Below are 25,204 nucleotides of genomic sequence, written 5' to 3' on the forward strand. Positions count from 1 at the left end.
AACCAAGGCAAATTGCGTACAAAAGAACAACAATATAGTAAAACGTGAGATCTTTTCACTTACTGCTCTGTATTTCACCAATTATTATCCTAGATCATGTACCATTTTATTGCTCATATTTTATTTCTACAAACAAATCTCTTTTCACTATCAGGTCACTTTCATCTAAATAGAATAAATATCAAGTACTTTATTATCATATTTTTCAATCCGATACCACACTTTTCCCATCTCAAATAATAACCTCCATAACCAGATACTTCAATCATTCCATTACAAAGTATCTGGATGAAATGAAGTCTTACTGATCTTTATCCGATATGGCCATTCAGCAACTTGCTCCATTTTCTGATGATATTTCGTATGTTTATCTGGTGCTCCTGTCACGACAAGCCACAAGAACTGGGTATCGTCAGGAACTATAAAATTAACAGTTTGATTCACGCTATTTACAGCTCTATTCATCTTACTATAAACTCTCTTTCCATTCTTCTGCATGGCAACAAAGCCGTAACGCCACCCTGCATACGCCTTATTTTCCGAATAAAAACCTTCATTTCCAGCCATTCCCTCAAAAGTCAAGTCTATGACTGTCCCTCCTTTAGGAACCTTCAATCTAATTGCATTATAACCATAACTTTGTGGACAATATTCTTTTGTTATTTGATACCATCCGTTCCCCATTTTCTTTAATTTACAACGATGCTCATTAGCATAAGAACTACAAACTGATTTTATGCGGGGAAGATCCCAAGTTACAAAACGAGTTGCCGCATCATAGATTTCTTCATTAAACAAATCTTGAGAAGTCTTCGTTATTCGCATATAAGTGGACACTGGGTCCTCTTCTTTTAAAGCTTCACTCCACATTCTGCCTATCACCGGCAATCCATGCTTATAAGACCAGTACTCCATAAACTGCGGAGCGCAATATTGGTTCGTTTTATGAAACAATGTATAATGTGTCTGTTTCATGTAATTATTCAAATGATAATTCTCAATAGTCACCCAGTCTGGATGTACCTGCCATAGCATCCATTGAGAAGTATACTCATAGAGTGTCGTCCCCGGAAATCCTTTGCCACCATCTGCCTCAACCATAAACTGAAAAGAATGCCCTAACTCGTGAGCAAGTGTACAGTAAGGATACCCGTTTATTCTGCACGGACGAAACCAGGTCATTCCGACATTGTCATGAGCACCACCATAGACTGTCTTCTCATTGTCATCATACATCCATATAATCATCTTATACTTATCAGTATAAGATTTCCCTTTCTGCACAAATTTCAATTTGTCTACAAAATAACGATAGTACCGTTCGCCCTCACTCAATATTTCATTCGGATAAAATCGTTTACTCTCATCCATGTTTACAGCAGGTTCCTTGCCAAAAGACCTCTCCCAGAAAATAACTAGATTATCAGATTCTGCCATACAATCATAGCCAAATCTACCATCAGGAACATCAAAACCGTGCTTTTTAAGATCATCTTCCGGAATAAAAATAATTTTATTTCCCAACTTAGCCTGCAACATTTGTATATTAAGGGCCAACATCAATCCACAAAACAAATAGATAAAATTTCGCTTACTACAGCACATATTACTTTACTTTTAAAATGTTACATTAACCGTATAAGTATCATTACCTGTTTCCAAATGCTCTCTCTGTAGTTCCACATCAGGAAGCCATACATATTTCTTTTGTCCCACCTCATCTATTATTTCTACTAGAAAACTAAACCAATAAGAATATGGGAATAAATCTTGTGGTTCTTTGGGAGGAATATTGGCATCTGTCATATCCGGATGATACAACTTATACAAATCAGTTATCTCAATTATGCCTCGTTTACTGGTAGTGTATGTTCTGTAAGCTTTCGGATATACATCCCGCTTATTATATTTACCACCGGCACGAGTTCCATAAAAATTCACTGTACAATTAGATAACGGTTTCCCCATTTTACCCACTTTAATCACTAGTTTACGAGGAAAGACTTTGTCCGACAAGTCTTTATCCAGTGGTCTCATTTTTGCTGTATAATTGAATAAAGCCGAACAATAATCACTCCAGACGCGATATCCAGTCCCCATATTACATTTAGGAGGAGTTAATTTCTCATGACTTACCGGATTATCTTCTGCAGCAATCATATATTGATATAAATCTGTAGCACCACGCACATGTCCATACTCGTGCCCTAGATTACTATATGTCCCCTGATCGGGATATAGCGCATCTGTAAAAATGTTATGAGCTTCACGAACATAACACATCACCACCGACTGCCCACTGGCTCCACCGCCACCACAAGATAGTCCTTCATTCTTTGCGCCCAACGCCAGAAACAACACAAAGTCATATTTCGACAAATCAAGCCGACCGAAAGCCTTTCTCTGAAACTCTCCGTATCTGTCTTTATCTCCCTGAATATCATACACACACAATTCGTCAGCAGGAACAAACCGGAAATAATAGTTAAACTTATTGGGACTTTCATTCCAAAAGCGGGTTGTATTATGAAACATCTGCTGCAAATTCTTTTTAAAAGATGCTTCTCCGCCATAACGTTCCAAATCGATTTTATCCACCCATACTTGCGCACGATACTCAATCGTATCTTTCACCTCCACACAAAAAGCATGAGTCGCCCAAACCAGACAACTGCATGCTATTAATATACACTTTAGAATACCCATAGATTTTCTTTTAGATTTATACCGTATTATAATTCAGTTGATACCCTGATAAAATACGTTTTACCAGAATATCATCCGCTATTGCCAAACTCCAGTAAGGTTAACTTATGTTTTTATCCTTTTCGAAACAAAAGTATGCAATAGAACACTTTAACAAGGCTAATTATGTACAAAAGAGCAACAATATCGTAAAAAGAAAAATTGAATATTTAATTTTATACTAAATTTATCCGGAAGTCACAAAAAAGAGGATATTCCAAAGAATCCCCTCTTATAATAGACTCCTGAATTATTATAAAATATCAGGTCGCTTTTTATATATACCACAGAATGCCCTGTCCCATATTTCTACAGAATAGAATAGTTGCCTGCAAAATTTGCTTGCCTACAATATATTTGGCTGTCTTACTTCCGCTCCCCACATTCGCTGACACTTGTACGGAAGCAGAAACATCTTTCAAAAGAGTGACGGTATCCTTTCGATATAGTGACGGTATACCAACTAGATAGTGACGCTATTCCATACATATACCGTCACTATACCAATTCCTACTTTATATAGACTACAGAACGCCCTGAACCATACTTCTTCAAGACACCATCTTTGATAAAAGCATTGATATCCTGCAATGCCTGTATCTTCGTTTTTCCCACAAGCATAGCATAATCCTGACGGTTGATGCACGGATGGTCTTCCAAGAACTTTTCCAACCGTTGTAAGCATCTCTCCCTATCCAAGGGGTTCTTCACACGAAAAGGAGAATGATAACGTTGTAATTCAATCTCACTCTCAATATCCTTTTTAAACTGCCGATTGACACGGAAATTAATATCTTTCAGAGATACGGACGGTGAACGCAAGTCTTTTGGATCCATCACTTTCTTGTCAACACTCAATGAAAGGGAGAAATAACCGATATCGCCCAGCTCTACCGAAAATCCTTTCAAAAGCAAATGACGTAGTTCTTTTGATATAGCTTCTATAACGCCGACCACTTGTGCATGGGGCATATGCTGAAATACGGTCACTTGTTCCACAAATTCTTCGGCTGTATAACTGCCCTTCAAAACGACACGTGCATGCAAAGGCTGTTCTTCCCCACTTTTAGCAAGATCGGGAGTTTCATAAAGATCATAATTTACACTCATTATCAATTAGTTTTTCAATAGGAAAGATTAAATTCCTCTCTCCTATGGATTAATTTTCTAAAACGCATTCCTATTTTCGTTTGACTTAAGTCAGGCGATAGTTCAACTTAAGTCATCCTTTCGTTTAACTTAAGTCAAACGAAAACCGATATGCTAACGAGACAAATGTACATAGAATATACAGATACTAATCTATGCAAAGCGAGATTTAATTTCAACTAATGAATTATCCCAAAGCCCACAACCATATTAACCAATAATTATCCAAGATTTGAACGATTTTTTTGTTCACTTTCAAAAGTTTTATTCCACACCTAAAAAGACAGCCTATCATTTGCTTTTGCTACTAATTCTTCCTAATATTGTCCTATACTAATGAAAACTAATACAACATAAAGAATCCCCCATGAAAAAAATCGTTCTTTTGATAACTATACAAATCCTGTGCATGCATTCATTTGTCGTGAATGCGCAGCGTATCTTCTCCACCTCCTATACAATGGATGATGGACTGGCAGCCAACAGAGTATACAGCATTTTGCAAGATTCATGTGGATTCATGTGGTTCGGTACCGATGATGGATTAAGCAGATTCGACGGTATTGCATTCAAGAACTACTATCTATCAGAATATATCAACGCAACAACCAGTAACAGCGTCAAGAAAATATTTATCGACCGCAGGGGCAGAATGTGGATAGGATTGGATACCGGAATTGTCATTTACGACTCGAAAACAGACACTTTCCAACCTTTCCATGCCAAAACTGAAACTGGAGAAATGATACAAACCTACGTCACCGATATGATAGAAGACAGTGACGGAGAAGTATGGATTGCAACGAGTGGAGAAGGGCTTTACCGTTTTTCTCCATCTGATAAAGTCAGGCTTAGAGTATACCGGAATATTCCCGGAAAGATTAATAGCATCTCCCAAAACATTATCATGACATTGCAGCAAGACAGTAAACAAAACATTTGGATAGGAACCTATTCGGAAGGATTATGCTGCTTTGACAAACAGAAAAACACGTTCGTCACTTACAAAAAGAGCAATCACCCTAATAGTTTATCAGATAATTCCATTCAGAAAGTGTTTGAAGACTCACACGGCAATTTATGGATAGGAACTTTTCAGAACGGGCTCGACCTGTTCGATCCTGTGGCTAAAACTTTCACCAACTACCGGGACAGAAGTCCGAACAACCTATTATATCATATCCACGACATTAAAGAATACAGACCTGGCGAGTTGTTCATTTCATCCGACAACGGTATGGGAATTTTTAAAGCAGACAAAGGAGAAATTATACAATCCGACAATCCGAATCTGAAAATAAGAACCGGAGCCAATAAGTTTATATATACCATCTATATAGATAAGGAAGAAAGCCTCTGGCTGGGCTCCTATTTCGATGGAATCAAATTCTATTCGGCATTTCAGAATAATTTCAAATATTATAGCTGTTCATCATCGTCCACGCCACAATCAGGAAAAGTAATCAATGTTATCAAAGAAGACAAAGATGATAAATACTGGATAGGTACGGATGACAATGGCATTTTCCGATTTGATGCCAAAACTCAAGAAATTACCCCTTTCCGGGATGCAGCCAGTATAGGCACAACTTACTATTGTATACACGATCTGCTGGTAGACGGAGATAAACTATATGCCGCCACTTATGGAAGAGGTTTGGAGGTGATTGATTTAAAAACAGGAAAAGTGGAAAGTTTTCTCAATAATCCGGAAGATTCAACATCTATCCCCTCCTCACGGGTATTCACTCTATATAAAGCCAGTAATGGATGTATTTACGTGGGCACTTCTGCAGGATTCTGTTACTATAACCCCGAAAAAAACAATTTCATCAGAATCGGTTCTTTTACAGGCAAAATATCGGATATCATTGAAGATTACTTCGGAAGAATATGGATAGGAACAAGCATCAGTGGATTATATTCATACAATGTCAGAACCCAAAAGATAACATCTTATCAACGTTCGGACCATCCGAATTCACTAACAAAGAATGTAATCACCACATTAGCTATCGACAGCAAAAAACAGCTATGGGTGGGAACGTATGGCCAAGGGCTTTGCAGATATAATGATGAAACGGACGATTTCACCAGATATGATCACCTGAAATTGCCAAATAAAATCATCAATTCAATTATCCCCAAAGGAGACTTACTATGGATAAGTACCAATAAAGGGCTTGTTGTATACAACCCGGACACGAAACATATAAAAACCTATTCGAAATCAAACGGACTATACAATGAACAATTCACACCCTGCTCCGGCTTTGAATCTTCTGACGGTAGACTATTTCTGGGTTCGACAGACGGTTTCTGCTATTTCTTTCCGCAAGACTTGAGAGAAAATACATACAATCCACCTGTCATCCTCACTAATATGACCATTTTCGGAAAAGACATACAGGCTGACACGCCCAATTCACCTATTCACCAGTCCATAGGATATACAGATGAGATTGTGTTGAAATATAACCAGTCCATGATCGGATTCGATTTTGCCGCACTAAGTTACATTGCTCCCAAAGAGAATGATTATCAATATATGCTGGAAGGTCTGGACAGCGAATGGCAGTTCACTAAAGGAAGTAACAACCATCTTTCCTATGCAAACTTACCCGTCGGTGAATATGTATTAAGGATCAAGGGAACGAACAGTGATAAACTATGGAGCAGCAATGAAGTACAGCTAAAAATCAAGGTGCTGCCTCCATTCTTCCGGTCGCAACTGGCTTATCTGATCTATGCCCTCGTCCTGTTGATTGCGATTATGTTAACCGTATGGTATTACGTAAAACGCACGGAGAAACGTCAGAAAGAACGTATCAAGAGGCTGAACGATGAAAAAGAAAAAGAGCTCTATAACTCCAAAATAGATTTCTTCACTAACATTGCTCATGAGATTCGAACTCCATTGAGCCTTATTATCGGCCCATTGGAATACCTGATGAAAACTTCAAGTATCAACAATGTGTATGGGGAATACCTAAGTATTATTGAACAGAATTACAAACGCTTGTATGCGCTTGTCACCCAATTGCTGGATTTCCGCAAAGTAGATACGGGATCTTATAAACTATCGTATGACTGTTACCGGATTAAAGAAATAATCTGCAAAGTAAGCTGCATTTTTGAATTATCTGCCAGACAAAAGAAAGTGGCGATTGACACTTCCTCTATCCCGGAAGAACTGAGCATTGTCATAGATGAAGAAGCTTTTACCAAGATTATCAGCAATCTACTAAGTAATGCCTTGAAATATGCCAAAAGCACGATTCGTATTACGACTATAGAAAAGGATTCCGAGATAGTAGTCACCGTGACCGATGACGGTATAGGCATCACCGATCAAGAAAAGACTAAAATATTCGACGCATTCTATCAGGTTAAGAACAACAGTGAAATAAATAAACTGGGCATTGGTATCGGGCTTCACATGACACGCTCACTCGTCCAATTGATGAACGGAAAGATCGAAGTCAGCGATAGGGAAGGCGGTGAAAACGGTGTTTCTATTTCTGTATATTTCCCCAAACAAGCGGCCATCACTGCTTTGCCACAAGTGGCCAAACGAGTGGAAGATACGATTATTCCAGAAAACAGCATAGAAGAAAATGAACTGGAAAGCACTCTTCCCGGTGAACCGTTGAAAAAACAATATGCCATTATGGTTGTGGACGACAACCCGGAGATTCTGGATTTCCTTTCCAAAATTCTGTCCGAGGAATATTTCGTCATTTCGGCTTCAAGTGGAGAGGAAGCGTTGCAAATTCTTGAAAAGAACAACATCGATCTCATCATCAGTGATGTGATGATGGAGGAAATGGACGGGTTCGAACTCTGTGGGAAAATTAAAAGTAACATCAATATTTCCCATGTTCCTGTCATTCTGCTGACAGCCAAAACGGATACGGAAAGTAAAATCAAAGGACTGGAAGCCGGTGCGGATGCATATATAGAGAAACCATTCTCACCTTTCCACCTGAAAGCACAATTGCTGAACTTACTCAAGAAAAGGGAAAGTCAGCAGAAAACGTATGCCTCTACTCCGTTGTCCGATCTGCACTCCGCTGTCCACAATAAACTGGATGAAGAATTTATGAATAAATGTACCGAAATCATCCAGAATAATATTGAGGACTCCGAATTTTCGGTAAATACACTGGCACAGGAACTGGGAATGAGCCGTACCTCTGTATTTACCAAAATCAAAGGCATTATTGGCATGACTCCCAATGATTTCATCAAGGTCACTCGATTAAAGAAAGCCTGCAAAATGATGGTGGAGGGAGAATATAGGGTTACCGAAATAGGATTCCTCGTCGGGTTCAGTTCTTCTTCCTACTTTGCCAAATGTTTTCAGAAACAATTTGGAATGTTACCGACAGAGTTTCTCAAAAAAAATAAAGGAAGACCCCTCATCCGCAACAAAATAAGCCGGCAAGCATCCTCCCTTTAAGCTAAATCTTAAGATTTACAGATGTAAAAGTTAACATCAACATTGGTAAATCTTAAGATTTTATTAAATTCTCCTTATAATATAAGGTAAGGAGAATCTTTTTTTTTACTTTTGTCCCCGAATATTGTGGTACAAGCCATTATAAAAGAAAGAATTATGCAGAAAAACCTTGTCATTGTCGAGTCTCCGGCAAAAGCAAAAACGATTGAAAAGTTTCTTGGGAAAGATTTCAAAGTCCTTTCTAGTTACGGACACATACGCGATCTGAAGAAAAAAGAATTCAGCATCGACGTAGAGAAGAATTTTACACCCAGCTACGAAATCCCGGCAGACAAAAAGGCTCTGGTTAACACACTGAAGACAGAAGCTAAAGACGCAGAAACCGTATGGCTCGCATCCGATGAGGACCGCGAAGGAGAAGCGATAGCCTGGCATCTGTATGAGGTCTTAAAACTAAAACCGGAAAACACAAAACGAATCGTATTTCATGAAATTACGAAAAGCGCTATTTTAAAAGCAATTGAACAACCACGCGACATTGACCTCAACCTCGTAAATGCACAGCAAGCACGACGGATTCTGGATCGTATCGTAGGTTTCGAACTCTCTCCCGTGCTTTGGAGAAAAGTGAAACCGGCACTTTCTGCCGGACGTGTTCAGTCAGTTGCTGTCCGCCTGATCGTTGAACGTGAACGTGAAATACATGCTTTCCAAACGGAAGCTGCTTATCGCATCACTGCCGTATTCCTCGTCCCGGACACGGATGGAAAACTGGTAGAAATGAAAGCTGAACTGGCTCGCCGCATTAAAACAAAAGAAGAAGCAAAAGCCTTCCTCAACGCATGTCAGGGAGCAAGCTTTGCTATCGACGATATTACTACCCGCCCGGTCAAGAAAACGCCTCCTGCTCCGTTCACAACATCTACATTGCAACAGGAAGCCGCACGCAAACTGGGATATACCGTAGCGCAGACCATGATGCTCGCGCAACGCTTATACGAATCGGGATTCATCACTTATATGCGTACGGACTCTGTCAACCTCTCGGAATTTGCGACAACAGGCAGTAAAGACGCTATCATCAAAATGATGGGTGACCGCTACGTACACCTCCGTCATTTCGAAACAAAGACTAAGGGTGCACAAGAAGCGCATGAGGCTATCCGTCCTACCTATATGGAAAACCAGTCCGTTGAAGGAACAGCACAGGAAAAGAAACTGTACGACTTGATATGGAAACGCACCATTGCCTCACAAATGGCAGATGCGGAACTGGAAAAGACAACTGCTACCATAACAATAAGTGGCAGCAGCGATGTATTTACAGCTATCGGTGAAGTGATTAAGTTCGACGGATTCTTGCGCGTATACCGTGAATCTTATGATGATGACAACGAACAAGAAGATGAGAGTCACCTGCTTCCTCCTCTGAAAAAAGGCCAAAAGTTGGAACATGGGCCTATTATCGCAACCGAACGTTTCACCCAACGTCCTCCACGCTATACGGAAGCAAGTCTTGTACGCAAGTTGGAAGAACTGGGTATCGGACGTCCGTCTACATATGCACCTACTATCTCTACCATCCAACAACGCGAATACGTGGAGAAAGGTAATAAAGACGGGGAAGAACGACAGTTTAATGTCATGACATTGAAAGATCGTCAGATTAAGGATGAAAACCATACTGAAATTACCGGTGCAGAAAAGGCGAAGTTGTTCCCAACGGATACCGGCACTGTGGTAAATGATTTCCTTACCGAATATTTCCCAGACATTCTGGATTTCAACTTTACCGCCAGTGTAGAAAAGGAATTTGACGAGATTGCAGAAGGAGAAGTGAAATGGACTTCTATCATGAAGAATTTCTATGATAAATTCCACCCATCTGTAGAAAACACATTGGCTATCAAGACGGAACATAAAGTAGGCGAACGTATTCTGGGAGAAGAACCGGGAACAGGCAAGACTGTTTCTGTTAAGATTGGTCGCTTCGGTCCTGTTGTACAGATTGGTACTGTAGAAGATGAAGAAAAACCACGCTTCGCACAAATGAAGAAAGGTCAATCCATGGAAACCATCACTTTGGAAGAAGCACTGGAATTATTCAAATTACCTCGTACACTGGGCGAATATGAAGGAAAATCAGTCAGTGTAGGCGTAGGCCGTTTCGGTCCGTATGTCCTGCACAATAAGGTATATGTATCGCTCCCGAAAACACTTGATCCAATGGAAATTACTTTGGAAGAGGCAGAACAGCTGATTCTGGAGAAACGCCAAAAAGAAACGGAACGCCACATCAAGAAGTTTGAAGAGGAGCCGGAACTTGAGATTCTGAACGGACGTTACGGACCTTATATTACCTATAAGGGTTCCAATTATAAAATTCCTAAAGATATCGTCCCGCAGGATTTGAGTTTGGCTAGCTGTTTGGAACTCATCAAATTACAAGATGAAAAAGGACCAGCGACCACAAAAAAAGGACGATTCGCAAAAAAGAAATAAAAAAACTAGAAAAAGAGCAAATTATATAATTAAATGTATATATTTGCTCTTTATCTTTTAATACACAAACTTATGAAGCAAACAAATTTAAAGTATTTAATGATAGGAGTGCTTACCATAGCTTCCATCAGTTGTATGGACAAAGAGCGTGACTTATCTTGGGAGAGAAGGCATATGCCAAAAGAAGCATACTTCGACTTCAACATGACCCAAGCTGTTGCTTTGGATATCAATTATTGTTTCAAAAGCGAAAATTATCGTGTCCTTTTTGACATTTACGATCAGGATCCCATTGAATACTCAGCTGACGGCAGCGTGTCCCAAAAGGACATAGAGCCTATCTACCGTGCAGTTACAGACGAAGAAGGCAAATTCAGCGGAGAGATGAATATTCCGGCGGACCTCTCGGAAGTATGGTTATCATCGGACTATTTAGCCACCGTATCTCCTCTTAAACTAACGATTGACGACAGTCGTCGGCTTTCATTTAATCAAGATGCATATATCGCTACCTTACGTTCACAAACGGCATCAAAAACCAGAGGAGTGACCGTGAACCAACATACCTATCTAAAAGAATGGCATGTTCTTCCCGATGCAGACTGGGATGACAGCGGAAGACCAACCAACCTGGAACCTAAAATAAATATACCTCCGGCAGACGTACTATACAACATCAAGTATGTTTTCAGAAAGGTTACAGTCAAAGATGAGAGCGGTAAAAGCAAGGTTATGAACATCAGTCAGAATTATCCGGAGTTTTTTGATGGTTCCATCAAAATGACTTCAGATATTCCAATTGTTAACCCGACTGAAGTGAGTCTCGTATTTATAACCAGCTCTGCTGCATGGTACAATACAGTTGGATATTACACCTACCCTACCAACAATCCGCCCCAGAGCGCGAGTGATATAAAACAAATAATCGCATTTCCAAACACCTCTCCTATTTACAAGACTTTAGGAACAGGAGCATTAGTGTGTGGCGAAGAAATAAAACTCAAATATTGGAATGAAGACACGCAGGAATACGAAGACAAATTTCCTGCAGGAGTCACAATTGGCTGGTGCCTGCAAGGTATGGGATTCAAGAGCAAACTCACCTCAGAAACAGATAAAGACAAAGTGGGCGATATCATAAAAGGTATGGGGGCACGCTACTCCACCAGGAATCTAAACACGAATAATACACAAAGAACTGTATCTCTCCGTGATTCCAAGTCCGGGCAGATTGTAGCAGTAGGATTCGAAGATAATATTGACTTCGATTATGCAGATGCCATCTTCTATATTCATACGTCAGAAAAGAATGCTATTGACCCGACATTGCCTCCATTGCCTGAAGACCCCGAAGCAATCCCCGAGCAATATAAAATTTCTTATTCCGGTACACTGGCTTTTGAAGACTTATGGCCTAAGTTAGGTGATTACGATATGAATGACGTAATGGTAAAGTACACCAGTACGATGACCCGAAATGCTCTTGACAATCGCATTTACGAAATAGAAGACAAGTTTATCTTACAGCACTGTGGCGGTTATCTGCAAAACGGATTTGGATATCAATTACACAAGCTCTCAAACAGCAATGTCAAGAGTGTAAAAATAACGGGGCCTGATGCCAGTGGTTTATCAAGTTCTATATACATGGAAGGAAAAGAAACAGAGCCTGGACAGTCTCACCCAACCATATTGTTGTATGACGACATGACAAAATTCAAAAATATCACTGATGAATCAAAGAAAGAATATACTGTAACCATCACGCTTGATGGAGCTAGTGAGAAAGAGGTGGTACCTCCTTACAACCCGTTTATCTTCATCAGTTCCAACGAGGGTAGAGGCAAAGAATTACATCTGATAAATTATCCCCCGACTGACAAAGCCGACTTATCGTTACTGGGAACCGGAAAAGACATCTACAGACCAGAAGAAGGGATGTATTATGTTTCTGCAGACTTGATGCCGTTTGCTATCAATATGCCAGTAAGTAATCTCCCGGTTCCAGAGGAAGGGAAACGAATCGATCAATCATATCCCAAGTTCTCTGGATGGGTATCATCGAATGGGAAACAAAATAAAGATTGGTACAAATAAAGATTGATACGATTTAAATAAGAGCAGCCCGGATATTGTACGGAATCGCTATCGGGACTTCGCATTGCGAACCATCGATGAAAAAGACATAATAGACATCCGTTTAGAAAGGCGCGAATTACGCAGTTCACACAACTTCTTGAATACTCACCAAGAATTCGTGTGAACTGTGTTTTTATTTTAAGCCACAATATTATAGGATATAAGTATTATCCGTTATGAATGGGCTTTCATCATTAAATCTTCGGCTCCCATTTTATCTTAAAACCTTTATTAGGGAATAGCATATCAAACACAATCACGAATATAAAAACAGATGTTACCAAGATATTCATCGTCAATAAAGAAATGTGATAAGGCCAGGGAAGCAGTAAAGCCAAAGCTATTACAGCAATAATATGTGATAAAGGAAGCATACGGCACGTGACATATTTATAGATACTATTTGCCAGAATATAAACGATTGGTCCGATAATCAGAACAAAAACAACTTCCGCTCTCATTTCTTGTTCGGGATGGGCAACAATCAGTTCGTCTCCTACCGCACAAATAATCAATGCTCCCACCAGTACGATATGAATTGCATTATAAATCAACCCCAGCTTTCCGGGATCTTTCACTTCCTGTATTTTCCGACTACCGGCTTCACTGCTCACATCAAAGTAAACCCACCACATAGCCAAACTACCAATGAAAGATATGACAGCAGAAATAATCACGAGAGGCGTCCATTCTTCTACTTCACTCAAAGAAGCTCCTGTCATCAATAGAGTTTCTCCAAAAGCAATAATCACAAACAACTGGCAACGTTCCACCAAATGATGCCCTTCAATAGTCCATTCCTTGCTACTGTCCGAACGTCCCAGACGAGGTAAAGCAAATCCGTGCATCGGGGCTGTATAATCACAGATGGCGGCTATAATCCACAGTAGAATTTGCCATTCTCCCTGCAATATGGCACCCGTAATCCAAAAGACGGCAGATATACAGAACCAGCCCATAATTCGCTTAAAATTAGCAGCCAGATGATGATCTCCTAACACCCCGATAATATAAAGTGTTCTCCCTGCCTGTATCAGAACATAGCAGACAGCAAATATCAATCCCCGGTAAGTAAAGGCATAAGGAATGGCAGCCGCCATCACCAGCCCCACCAGCATACTGATAAAAAGAAGAATACGTATCGGCCGGGTATCCGGGTTGAACCAGTTAGTCACCCAGATGGTATGTTGCCACAACATCCAGACTGCAAACCACAGGATTGTTTCTTTCAATAATCCTTCCCAAGTGAGATTATGAAGCAGATAATGTGAAAGTTGCGTGACCGAGAAAACATAAATCAGGTCAAACAGCAGTTCGGAATAAGAGACAGTAGCAGTTTCCGTTTCTCTCTTCCGAAGCAATGGATGGGGGGAGTAAAACATACGAGGTTCCTTTTATATATATAAAAGAAACCCCGCAGAAGTCTATTTTGTTCAGAGAAAGTCTTACATTCTGGAAGGAACTTCGATACCCAGCAAATTCATTCCCAAGCGAACAACTTTAGCTACATTAGCAGACAGAGCGATACGGAATACTTTCACTGCCTCATTCTCTTCGCGCAGAATACTATAGTCATGATAGAACTGATTGTATTCTTTCACCAAGTCATAAGTATAATTAGCAATAATAGACGGGCTGTAATCTTCACCGGCTTGTTTTACAACAGCAGCAAAGTCGGCAACCATCTGAATCAGCCCTTCTTCCTTTTCACTCAATTCAATACCAGCCGGAATCTGTTCAGGAATTACGATACCTGATTCGGCAGCTTTCCGAAGTACAGACTGGATACGTGCATAAGTATATTGAATAAACGGACCTGTATTACCATTGAAGTCGATAGATTCTTTCGGATTGAATGTCATATTCTTACGGGCATCGACTTTCAGAATGAAATATTTCAATGCTCCCAGACCCACAATACGGGCAATATCATCAGCTTCTTCCTGTGTCAAACCATCCAGTTTGCCTAGTTCTTGTGAAGTTTCTTTAGCAGTGGCAATCATTTCCTCCATCAAGTCGTCAGCATCAACTACCGTACCCTCACGGGATTTCATCTTACCTTCCGGCAGTTCCACCATTCCGTAAGAGAAGTGTACCAGACTCTTACCCCATTCGAAACCAAGTTTATCGAGCAAGATAGAAAGCACCTGGAAGTGATAGTTCTGTTCGTTACCTACTACATAAATCATCTTATTAATCGGGTAATCGGCAAAACGAAGTTTAGCCGTACCGATATCCTGAGTCATGTAGACAGAAGTACCGTCACCACGGAGAAGGAGCTTATGATCCAGTCCTTCGGCAGTCAGGTCGGCCCATACGGAACCGTCTTCTTTCTTGTAGAAGAAACCTTTTTCCAGACCTTCCATTACCTTTTCTTTTCCTTCGAGGTAAGTATTGGATTCGTAATAGATCTTGTCGAAGCTGACACCCATCTTCTTGTAGGTTTCGTCGAATCCTGCATATACCCAGTTGTTCATCATTTCCCACAATCCGCGTACTTCCGGATCACCGGCTTCCCACTTCACCAACATTTCGCGGGCCTCCTGCATCAATGGAGATTCAGCTTCAGCCTTTGCTTTCGCTTCATCGTCACTCATTCCCTGCGCTGTAAATTTAGCCATCAGCTCCTTTACTTCCGCTTTATAATGCTTATCGAAAGATACATAATAATCACCTACCAGGTGGTCACCCTTCTTACCCGAAGTTTCAGGAGTTTCACCGTTTCCGTATTTCTTCCATGCCAGCATGGACTTACAGATGTGGATACCACGGTCGTTTACAATATTTGTTTTGACTACCTTATTGCCGTTTGCCGCTACAATGTTAGCCAATGCGTTACCTAAAAGGTTATTACGCACGTGTCCCAAGTGAAGCGGTTTATTTGTATTCGGAGAAGAATATTCAATCATCACCAATGGAGAAGCGTCAGTGACCTGCACTAAGCCGTACTGTTCATCTGCCTGAATCTCGTTCAGCAACTCAATCCATGTAGCCGATGCAATAGTCAGGTTCAAGAACCCTTTTATCACATTAAACGCTGCTACAGCCGGATCGTTTGCCTTCAGATATTCACCGATTTCCTGTGCCGTTTGCTCCGGTCCTTTTTTTGACATCTTCAGGAAAGGGAACACGACCAGTGTCAAATGTCCTTCAAATTCTTTCTTCGTTTTTTGCATCTGCACCATTTTTTCAGGGACTTCCTGACCGTAGAGTGCTTTCAGTCCGCTGATAACGGACGCTACAAGTTTATCTTCTATCTTCATAATCAAGTTATTTCTTGCGCGCAAAGATACAAAAAAAGGAGACGCATCGCGTCTCCTCTCCTAATTTCTTTCAACTATCTATCTTATTCAACAGCTGCAGATAATTCAGCACCAGCTTTAAATTTAGCTACTTTCTTAGCAGGAATAGTAATAGTTGCCTTTGTAGAAGGGTTAATACCAGTTCTTTCAGCTCTTTCGCTTACTGAGAAAGTACCAAAACCTACGAGAGATACTTTGTCACCAGCTTTCATAGCATTAGTAACTGAAGTGATGAAAGCATCAAGTGCTTTTTTTGCATCGGCTTTGCTCATTTGAGCTTCAGCAGCCATTGCGCTAATAAGATCAGACTTATTCATAATACGTAAAATGATTAATTAATATATTTGTTACACAAAAGATTATCCCACAATGGATTGATTCCACAAATATAGCCGAACAAAACAACATATCAAATAAAAACATAAAAAAAACGCAGCAAATTATTGAAAAAGAGCTAATAGGAAGCGTTTTTCATGCTTTAAAACAGAATTTATTCGTACTTTTGCGTCTATTATCTAAATATTCAGAAATTAAAATGATGCCAACTGTAACTAAAAACCTGATAATTATCAATGTACTAGTATTTTTCGGGACAATCGTAGCCCAACGTTACGGCCTGGATTTAACGAATTATCTAGGATTACATTTTTTCCTCGCAAGTGACTTTAATCCGGCACAGCTTATCACTTATATGTTCATGCACGGCGGATTCAGCCACATTTTCTTTAATATGTTTGCCGTTTTTATGTTCGGACCGATTCTCGAACAAACCTGGGGACCCAAACGTTTCCTCTTTTACTATATTCTCTGCGGTATCGGTGCGGGACTTATCCAGGAAGGGGTACAGTATATTCAATATGTAACGGAACTTAGCCACTACGCACAAGTGAATATAGGTACAGGTGTTATCCCAATGGAAGAGTATCTGAACATGATGACCACCGTAGGTGCTTCGGGAGCCGTTTACGCCATATTGCTGGCATTCGGTATGTTATTTCCCAATAACCGGTTGTTTATCTTCCCGCTGCCATTTCCTATCAAAGCGAAGTTCTTCGTGATAGGATACGCCGCGATTGAATTATGGTCAGGACTTGCCAATAGCGCCGGAGACAATGTCGCTCACTTTGCTCACCTGGGAGGAATGTTATTTGGATTGATCCTGATTTTGTATTGGAGAAAAAAAAGCAATAACAATGGGACATATTATAGCTGATTTAAAGGAGACATTCAGAAGAGGAAATATTTTCATCCAACTGATTTATATCAACGTAGGCATCTTTCTGATCGGCACGTTGATTAACGTTTTCTTGCGACTGTTTGAAGTAAGTACCCCCGATATATTCGGTATATTTGCCCTGCCGGCATCCTTTATCGGATTTATTCATCAGCCGTGGTCGTTATTTACTTATATGTTTATGCATGCCGGTATCCTGCATATTCTATTCAATATGCTTTGGCTGTATTGGTTCGGAAGTTTGTTTCTCTACTTTTTCTCGGCCAAGCATTTAAGAGGACTATATGTATTAGGAGGTATCTGTGGAGGTTTACTGTATATGGTTGCCTACAATGTATTTCCTTTATTCAGTTCGCAAGTGGCGGGTGCAACATTGGTAGGAGCATCAGCTTCCGTATTAGCCATCGTAGCTGCTACGGCTTATCGTGAACCAAATTACAGGGTGCAACTTTTTCTTTTCGGTGCTATCCGTCTCAAATATCTGGCACTGGTTGTTATCGGAATCGATGTATTATCCATCACCTCAAGTAATGCCGGAGGACATATCGCCCACCTGGGCGGTGCTCTTGCAGGACTTTGGTTTGCCGCCAGCCTAAGTAAAGGAACTGATTTGACTTCCTGGATCAACTGGATTCTGGATGGTTTCGCCTCCTTGTTTCAAAAGAAAACATGGAAACGGAAACCGAAAATGAAGGTACACTATGGAAACAGTGCCACCGGTCGCGAGAAGGATTATGATTACAATGCCCACAAAAAAGCACAGTCTGATGAAGTGGACCGTATTTTGGAAAAACTAAAGAAATCCGGTTACGACAGTCTGACAACTGAAGAAAAGAAAAGCTTGTTCGACGCAAGCAAAAGATAAAGGAATGGAACATATTGGCAAATTTGTCGCATATCTGATACTTGCTGTCAACGCTCTCTTCGTGGGAACGTTGATATTAAGCGCTTATAGCCCTTACCTTAACCCGAAAATAAATCCACTTGCTTCCAGCTTGGGACTTGCATTTCCGATATTCCTGACGATTAATCTGATTTTTATCGGCTTCTGGGCATTTGTCAATTACCGCTATGCGCTCTTGCCTGCCATCGGTTTTCTAATTTGTATTCCGCAGATACGGACTTATATTCCTTTTAACTCCACCACTAAAACCATACCGGAAGGAAGCATCAAAATCCTATCCTACAACGTAATGAGTTTCAACAATTTGGAGAAGAAAGATGGGAAAAACCCGGTATTGTCTTATCTTGTAGATAGTAACGCCGATATTATCTGTCTGCAAGAATATAACACCGCTACCAACAAGAAATACCTGACGGAACAGGACATTAAAAAAGCATTCAAAGCCTATCCTTACCAATCCGTCCACCAACAAGGGAAAGGAGATGTGCAACTTGCCTGTTTCTCTAAGTTCCCCATACTCTCGATACATCCCATCGAATATGAAAGTAATTATAACGGCTCCATGAAATATGTACTGAATGTGAATAACGACACTCTTACATTAATCAACAACCACCTGGAATCCAACAAACTCACCAAAGAAGACAGAGGGATGTATGAGGATATGATTAAAGACCCGAATGCCAAGAAAGTAAAAACCGGACTTAGGCAATTAATAAGAAAACTGGCGGAAGCATCGGCTATCCGGGCTACACAAGCAGATTCTGTGGCTAAAACCATTGCAGAAAGTAAATATCCGACAACCATAGTATGCGGCGATTTCAACGACGGTTCTATCTCATATACCCATCGCATCCTGACTCAAAAACTAGACGATGCATTCACACAGTCCGGTAAAGGATTGGGTATTTCCTACAATCAGAACAAGTTCTATTTCCGCATAGACAATATCTTGATCAGCCCCAACCTGAAAGCCTACAATTGCACGGTAGACCGGTCTATCAAGGCATCAGACCATTACCCGATCTGGTGCTATATCAGTAAACGATAAGAACTGAAAACTCTAATAAAAAACACTTATGATGATTAAAAAGACACTAACCATTTTAGCAGTAAGTTGTATGATGTACTCCTGTGCTACGAAAACAGAAAGCAATCCTTTCTTTACAGAGTTTCAAACCGAGTATGGTGTTCCTTCTTTCGACAAGATTAAATTAGAGCACTATGAACCTGCCTTTCTAAAAGGTATAGAAGAACAGAATCAAAATATCGAAGCCATCATCGAAAGCCCGGAAATTCCGACATTCGAAAATACGATTGTGGCTTTGGATAACAGCGCACCCATCTTAGACCGGGTAAGCATCATTTTCTTCAATATGACAGATGCGGAAACTACTGATTCGCTGACCGCACTTTCCATCAAACTGGCACCGGTTCTTTCGGAACATAATGACAATATCTCCCTGAATGGGAAACTATTCAAACGGGTGAACGATGTCTACCAAAAGAAAGATTCATTGAACCTGACGTCGGAACAAGAACGTCTGCTGGACAAGACTTATAAAAGATTTGTCCGTTCCGGAGCAAACCTTAATGCCGAAGACCAAACCCGCCTCCGCGAAATCAACAAGGAACTTTCTACACTCGGCATTACTTTCAGCAACAATATACTGAATGAGAATAATGCTTTCAAACTCTTCGTTGACAAAGAAGAAGATCTGGCAGGATTGCCCGAATGGTTCCGCCAAAGCGCCGCGGAAGAAGCAAAAGCAGCCGGACAACCCGGAAAATGGCTATTCACCCTGCATAATGCCAGCCGCCTGCCTTTCCTGCAATATTCAGAAAATCGCCCGCTTCGGGAACAAATATACAAAGCTTACATCAACCGCGGTAACAACAACGACGAAAACGATAACAAGGAAAATATCCGTAAGATCGTTTCTCTCCGCCTGGAAAAAGCTAAATTATTAGGTTTCGACTGCTATGCAAACTTCGTTCTCGACGAAACGATGGCAAAGAACGCCAACAACGTAATGAGCCTTCTAAACAACCTTTGGAGCTATGCACTGCCAAAAGCAAAGGCAGAAGCTACCGAACTTCAAAAATTAATGGATAAGGAAGGCAAAGGAGAAAAACTGGAAGCATGGGATTGGTGGTATTATACCGAAAAACTACGAAAAGAAAAGTACAACCTGTCTGAAGAGGATACAAAACCTTACTTCAAATTGGAGAATGTGCGCGATGGTGCTTTCGCCGTAGCCAACAAACTATATGGCATCACCCTTACCAAGCTCGAAGGTATCCCTACCTATCATCCGGATGTGGAAGTCTTTGAAGTGAAAGACGCAGACGGTTCGCAACTCGGTATCTTCTACGTCGATTATTTCCCACGCTCCGGAAAAAGTGGCGGCGCATGGATGAGCAACTACCGCGAACAACAAGGAGATACCCGTCCGTTAGTATGCAATGTTTGCAGCTTTACCAAACCGGTAGGCGATACTCCCTCTCTATTGACAATGGATGAAGTAGAAACTTTGTTCCACGAATTTGGCCACGCTCTGCATGGACTGCTGACAAAATGTGAATACAAAGGAACATCAGGCACTAATGTAGTACGCGATTTTGTAGAACTTCCTTCTCAAATCAATGAACACTGGGCTACTGAACCGGAAGTACTGAAAATGTATGCCAAACATTATCAGACAGGAGAAGTGATACCCGACGAAATCATCGAAAAGATACTGCAACAGAAGACTTTCAATCAGGGCTTCATGACTACCGAATTACTGGCTGCCGCCATCCTCGACATGAACCTGCACACCGTAACAGATGTAAAGAATATAGACATGCTTGCATTCGAAAAAGAAGCCATGGACAAGCTCGGTCTCATCCCCGAAATAGCACCGCGTTATCGCGTGACTTACTTCAATCATATCATTGGTGGTTACGCAGCCGGATACTACAGCTACCTATGGGCCAATGTACTGGATAATGATGCTTTTGAAGCCTTTAAAGAACATGGTATTTTTGATAAAAACACCGCCGACCTCTTCCGTCACAACGTATTGGAGAAGGGAGACAGCGAAGACCCGATGGTGCTTTACCGGAATTTCCGTGGAGCGGAACCAAGCTTGGAACCGCTACTGAAAAACAGAGGAATGAAATAATTCAGTAAAAAAGCCCTTAAACATCAAATATTTGAGGGCTTATTACACATGAATGTGAAAAAAAAACTATATTTGCAGCCTTGTATACGGCAAAAAGAACTTGTGTACGACAGAATTTAACTGAAAATTAAATTAAAAAAGTAATCATCATAAATTAAAAGTAAAATGCAAAACAAAGGATTTGTAAAGGTTTTTGCGGTATTACTCACGCTGGTATGCGTGTTCTACCTCTCCTTCTCCTTCGTAACACGCCATTATACCAACAAGGCGAAAGAAATTGCGAACGGCGACCCGAAAGTGGAACAAGACTACCTCGACTCTCTCTCTAACGAGAAAGTAATGCTGTGGAACTGGACACTGAAACAATGTCGTGAGATGGAGATTAGTTTAGGTTTGGACCTGAAGGGTGGTATGAACGTTATCCTTGAAGTTTCCGTACCTGATGTTATCAAAGCATTGGCAGACAACAAGCCTGACGAAGCTTTCAACAACGCATTGGCGACAGCTGCAAAACAGGCTGTCAACAGTCAGGATGATGTTATCACCCTGTTCATCAGAGAATACCACAAAATTGCTCCGGACGCAAAACTTTCCGAACTTTTCGCAACACAACAGTTGAAAGATAAAGTTAACCAGAAATCATCAGATGCAGAAGTTGAAAAAGTGCTGAGAGCAGAAGTAAAAGCTGCTGTTGAAAACTCATTCAACGTTCTTCGTACCCGTATCGACCGTTTTGGTGTTGTTCAACCGAACATCCAAAGTCTGGAAGACAAAATGGGACGTATCATGGTGGAACTTCCGGGTATCAAAGAGCCGGAACGTGTGAGAAAACTTCTCCAAGGTTCTGCCAATCTGGAGTTCTGGGAAACTTATACAGCTAGAGAAGTTCTCCCTGCCATGCAATCTGCAGACGCCAAATTGCGTGTTATTTTAGCTGAAGGAACAACAGCTGATACAGATACTATTGAAGCAGTCCTTACCGAAGCCACTCCGGTTGAGAAAAAAACTGTAAGTGCTGCCGACAGCCTTGCAGCTGCCCTGAAAGGTGACGTAACTGCTGAAGATAAGTCTGCCGCAAATATGGAAGAAATCAAAAAGCAATATCCTTTGCTGTCCATACTTCAGTTGAATTCTAGCGGACAAGGTCCCGTTATTGGTTATGCCAACTACAAAGATACTGCTGACATCAACAAATATCTGGCTATGCCGGAAATCAAAGCTGATCTTCCAAAAGACCTTCGTCTGAAATGGGGTGTTTCTCCTTCTGAATTTGACAAGAAAGGACAGACTTTCGAATTATACGCTATCAAGTCTACCGAACGTAACGGCAAAGCTCCGTTGGAAGGTGACGTAGTAACAGATGCGAAAGATGAATTCGACCAATACAGCAAACCGGCTGTAAGCATGACAATGAACTCTGACGGTGCACGCCGCTGGGCTCAGTTGACTAAGCAGAACATTGGCCGTTCCATTGCTATCGTTCTTGATAACTATGTATATTCTGCACCAAACGTAAACTCTGAAATTACAGGTGGACGTTCACAGATTACAGGTCATTTCACTCCTGAACAAGCAAAAGACTTAGCTAACGTATTGAAATCAGGTAAGATGCCGGCTCCGGCTCACATCGTACAGGAAGATATCGTTGGTCCGTCACTGGGTCAAGAATCAATCAATGCGGGTATTTTCTCATTCGTTGTAGCCCTGATTCTGTTGATGATTTACATGTGCTCTATGTACGGCTTCATCCCAGGTATGGTTGCTAACTGCGCGTTAATCCTCAACTTCTTCTTCACGCTAGGTATTCTTTCATCCTTCCAGGCTGCGCTGACAATGTCCGGTATAGCCGGTATGGTATTGTCACTTGGTATGGCTGTGGATGCGAACGTACTTATCTATGAACGTACAAAAGAAGAGCTTCGTGCAGGTAAGGGTGTGAAGAAAGCACTTGCCGACGGTTATTCAAATGCATTCTCGGCTATCTTCGACTCTAACTTAACATCTATCATCACAGGTATCATCCTGTTTAACTTTGGTACCGGTCCAATTCGTGGTTTTGCTACGACATTGATTATCGGTATCTTGGTATCCTTCTTTACTGCAGTGTTCATTACTCGTATTGTTTATGAACACTTCATGAACAAAGACAAGTGGTTGAACCTGACATTCACAACCAAGATTTCAAAGAATCTGATGACCAATACACATTTCGATTTTATGGGTACAAACAAAAAGTCCCTTATTATCGTCAGTGCAATCATCGTTGTTTGTATCGGTTCATTTGCCATCCGTGGTTTGAGTCAGAGTATCGACTTCACTGGTGGGCGTAACTTTAAGGTACAATTTGAGAATCCTGTAGAACCGGAACAAGTTCGTGAATTGATCTCTAGCAAATTTGGCGACGCCAACGTAAGCGTTATTGCTATCGGTACAGACAAAAAGACCGTACGTATCAGTACAAACTACCGTATCGAAGATGAAGGCAACAATGTAGACTCTGAAATCGAATCATATCTATATGAAACCTTGAAGCCGGTATTGACTCAGAATATCACATTGGAAACTTTCATCGACCGTGACAATCACACAGGTGGTAGTATCGTAAGCTCACAGAAAGTAGGTCCGAGTATCGCAGATGACATCAAGACAGGCGCTATCTACTCTGTAGTATTGGCACTGCTCGCCATCGGTTTGTATATCTTGCTCCGTTTCCGCAACATTGCTTACAGTATCGGTTCTATCGTAGCTTTGAGTTGCGACACCATTATGATTATCGGTGCCTATTCACTGTTCTGGGGTATCCTGCCATTCTCTCTGGAAATCGACCAGACATTTATTGGTGCTATCTTGACAGCTATCGGTTACTCTATTAATGATAAGGTGGTAATCTTCGACCGTGTACGTGAGTTCTTCGGTTTATATCCGAAACGTGACAAACGAGTATTGTTCAACGACTCTCTGAACACAACGCTGGCTCGTACCATCAATACATCATTGAGTACATTGATCGTATTGCTGTGTATCTTCATCCTTGGTGGTGATTCAATCCGCAGCTTTGCATTCGCAATGATCCTGGGTGTTGTTATCGGTACATTATCTTCACTGTTTATTGCATCTCCGATTGCATACAACATGATGAAGAACAAGAAAGTCGTAGTACCAGCTACGGAAGAATAATAAACTCCACAAATAGAAAAGCCTCTTCCGAACATTCGGTAGAGGCTTTTTCTATTGATTATTAAAACAAATAGAAGCTATAAGACGTTCATCTTAAAAGAAGCTATTGTTACACTTAAAACTTGATACAATATGAAAGCAAAACAACACCACTCTCATAGATTCTTCTGTAGTAGCCCCGAGGGGAATCGAACCCCTATCTAAAGTTTAGGAAACTTCTATTCTATCCGTTGAACTACAAGGCCGCTTCAAATTTGCTTGCAAAGATAACGGTTTCTGTCGATTTAACAAGAATAAAAATGCAGGTTCCTTTCAGATATTTCAAATAATTGGCGTCAATAGGACAATAAAGTAGGATTTATTTTGATAATTCGATTAACTTTCCGACCTTTGCGCTCACAAATTGAAAGTAAAATCAGTTTT

14 protein-coding genes and 1 tRNA gene are annotated in these 25,204 nt (G+C 40.8%); 8 read left to right on the forward strand and 7 right to left on the reverse strand.

Going from position 1 to position 25,204, the window contains the following annotated elements:
* Positions 1–273: 273 nt before the first annotated feature.
* From BXY_RS09595 to BXY_RS09605, 3 genes are all read right to left on the reverse strand, one after another.
* Positions 274–1,605, reverse strand: coding sequence for a DUF6055 domain-containing protein (locus BXY_RS09595; RefSeq protein ID WP_004323096.1), 1,332 nt, complete (start codon positions 1,603–1,605; stop codon positions 274–276).
* A 12-nt stretch (positions 1,606–1,617) separates the two neighbouring features.
* A complete protein-coding gene (locus tag BXY_RS09600; protein WP_004317208.1) occupies positions 1,618–2,706 on the reverse strand; it encodes a hypothetical protein in 1,089 nt (362 codons plus the stop codon).
* Between the two features lie 549 nt (positions 2,707–3,255).
* Positions 3,256–3,855, reverse strand: coding sequence for an HU family DNA-binding protein (locus BXY_RS09605; RefSeq protein WP_004317206.1), 600 nt, complete (start codon positions 3,853–3,855; stop codon positions 3,256–3,258).
* A 448-nt stretch (positions 3,856–4,303) separates the two neighbouring features.
* On the opposite strand from BXY_RS09605, the gene BXY_RS09610 reads away from it, so the two are divergent.
* From BXY_RS09610 to BXY_RS09620, 3 genes are all read left to right on the forward strand, one after another.
* Entirely contained in the window at positions 4,304–8,356 is a 4,053-nt protein-coding gene (locus BXY_RS09610) for a hybrid sensor histidine kinase/response regulator transcription factor (protein ID WP_015531766.1), read from the forward strand.
* Positions 8,357–8,512: 156 nt separating this feature from the next.
* Positions 8,513–10,858 (forward strand): type I DNA topoisomerase, encoded by a 2,346-nt coding sequence (gene topA / locus BXY_RS09615; RefSeq protein ID WP_004317201.1) that lies wholly within the window; start codon positions 8,513–8,515, stop codon positions 10,856–10,858.
* A 72-nt stretch (positions 10,859–10,930) separates the two neighbouring features.
* The gene (locus tag BXY_RS09620; protein WP_134993083.1) at positions 10,931–12,955 is read left to right on the forward strand and encodes an LruC domain-containing protein; all 2,025 of its coding nucleotides are present in this window, start codon (positions 10,931–10,933) and stop codon (positions 12,953–12,955) included.
* A 236-nt stretch (positions 12,956–13,191) separates the two neighbouring features.
* On the opposite strand, the gene BXY_RS09625 is transcribed toward BXY_RS09620, so the two are convergent.
* From BXY_RS09625 to BXY_RS09635, 3 genes are all read right to left on the reverse strand, one after another.
* Positions 13,192–14,379 (reverse strand): low temperature requirement protein A, encoded by a 1,188-nt coding sequence (locus tag BXY_RS09625; RefSeq protein ID WP_004296480.1) that lies wholly within the window; start codon positions 14,377–14,379, stop codon positions 13,192–13,194.
* A 63-nt stretch (positions 14,380–14,442) separates the two neighbouring features.
* Complete coding sequence (gene argS, locus BXY_RS09630) at positions 14,443–16,260, reverse strand: arginine--tRNA ligase (RefSeq protein WP_015531768.1); 1,818 nt, start codon at positions 16,258–16,260, stop codon at positions 14,443–14,445.
* A gap of 83 nt (positions 16,261–16,343) precedes the next feature.
* The gene (locus tag BXY_RS09635) at positions 16,344–16,616 is read right to left on the reverse strand and encodes an HU family DNA-binding protein (RefSeq protein ID WP_004296482.1); all 273 of its coding nucleotides are present in this window, start codon (positions 16,614–16,616) and stop codon (positions 16,344–16,346) included.
* Between the two features lie 221 nt (positions 16,617–16,837).
* Between BXY_RS09635 and BXY_RS09640 the strand changes: the two genes are divergently transcribed.
* From BXY_RS09640 to secDF, 5 genes are all read left to right on the forward strand, one after another.
* Positions 16,838–17,512: a rhomboid family intramembrane serine protease gene (locus tag BXY_RS09640; protein ID WP_008776855.1), complete on the forward strand. Its 675-nt coding sequence runs from the start codon at positions 16,838–16,840 to the stop codon at positions 17,510–17,512.
* The gene (locus BXY_RS09645; protein WP_008642546.1) at positions 17,493–18,398 is read left to right on the forward strand and encodes a rhomboid family protein; all 906 of its coding nucleotides are present in this window, start codon (positions 17,493–17,495) and stop codon (positions 18,396–18,398) included. Before BXY_RS09640 ends, BXY_RS09645 begins: the two co-directional genes overlap by 20 nt.
* 4 nt (positions 18,399–18,402) lie before the next feature.
* On the forward strand, positions 18,403–19,488 hold the full coding sequence (locus BXY_RS09650) for an endonuclease/exonuclease/phosphatase family protein (RefSeq protein ID WP_015531769.1): 1,086 nt from the start codon (positions 18,403–18,405) through the stop codon (positions 19,486–19,488).
* Positions 19,489–19,519: 31 nt separating this feature from the next.
* Complete coding sequence (locus tag BXY_RS09655; protein ID WP_134993088.1) at positions 19,520–21,604, forward strand: M3 family metallopeptidase; 2,085 nt, start codon at positions 19,520–19,522, stop codon at positions 21,602–21,604.
* Positions 21,605–21,769: 165 nt separating this feature from the next.
* Positions 21,770–24,781 (forward strand): protein translocase subunit SecDF, encoded by a 3,012-nt coding sequence (gene secDF / locus BXY_RS09660; RefSeq protein WP_004317186.1) that lies wholly within the window; start codon positions 21,770–21,772, stop codon positions 24,779–24,781.
* A 173-nt stretch (positions 24,782–24,954) separates the two neighbouring features.
* Here the strand turns inward: secDF and BXY_RS09665 are convergent.
* Positions 24,955–25,026, reverse strand: a tRNA-Arg gene (locus tag BXY_RS09665).
* Positions 25,027–25,204: the final 178 nt, after the last annotated feature.

This window comes from Bacteroides xylanisolvens XB1A (genome assembly GCF_000210075.1).
Lineage (GTDB): Bacteria > Bacteroidota > Bacteroidia > Bacteroidales > Bacteroidaceae > Bacteroides > Bacteroides xylanisolvens.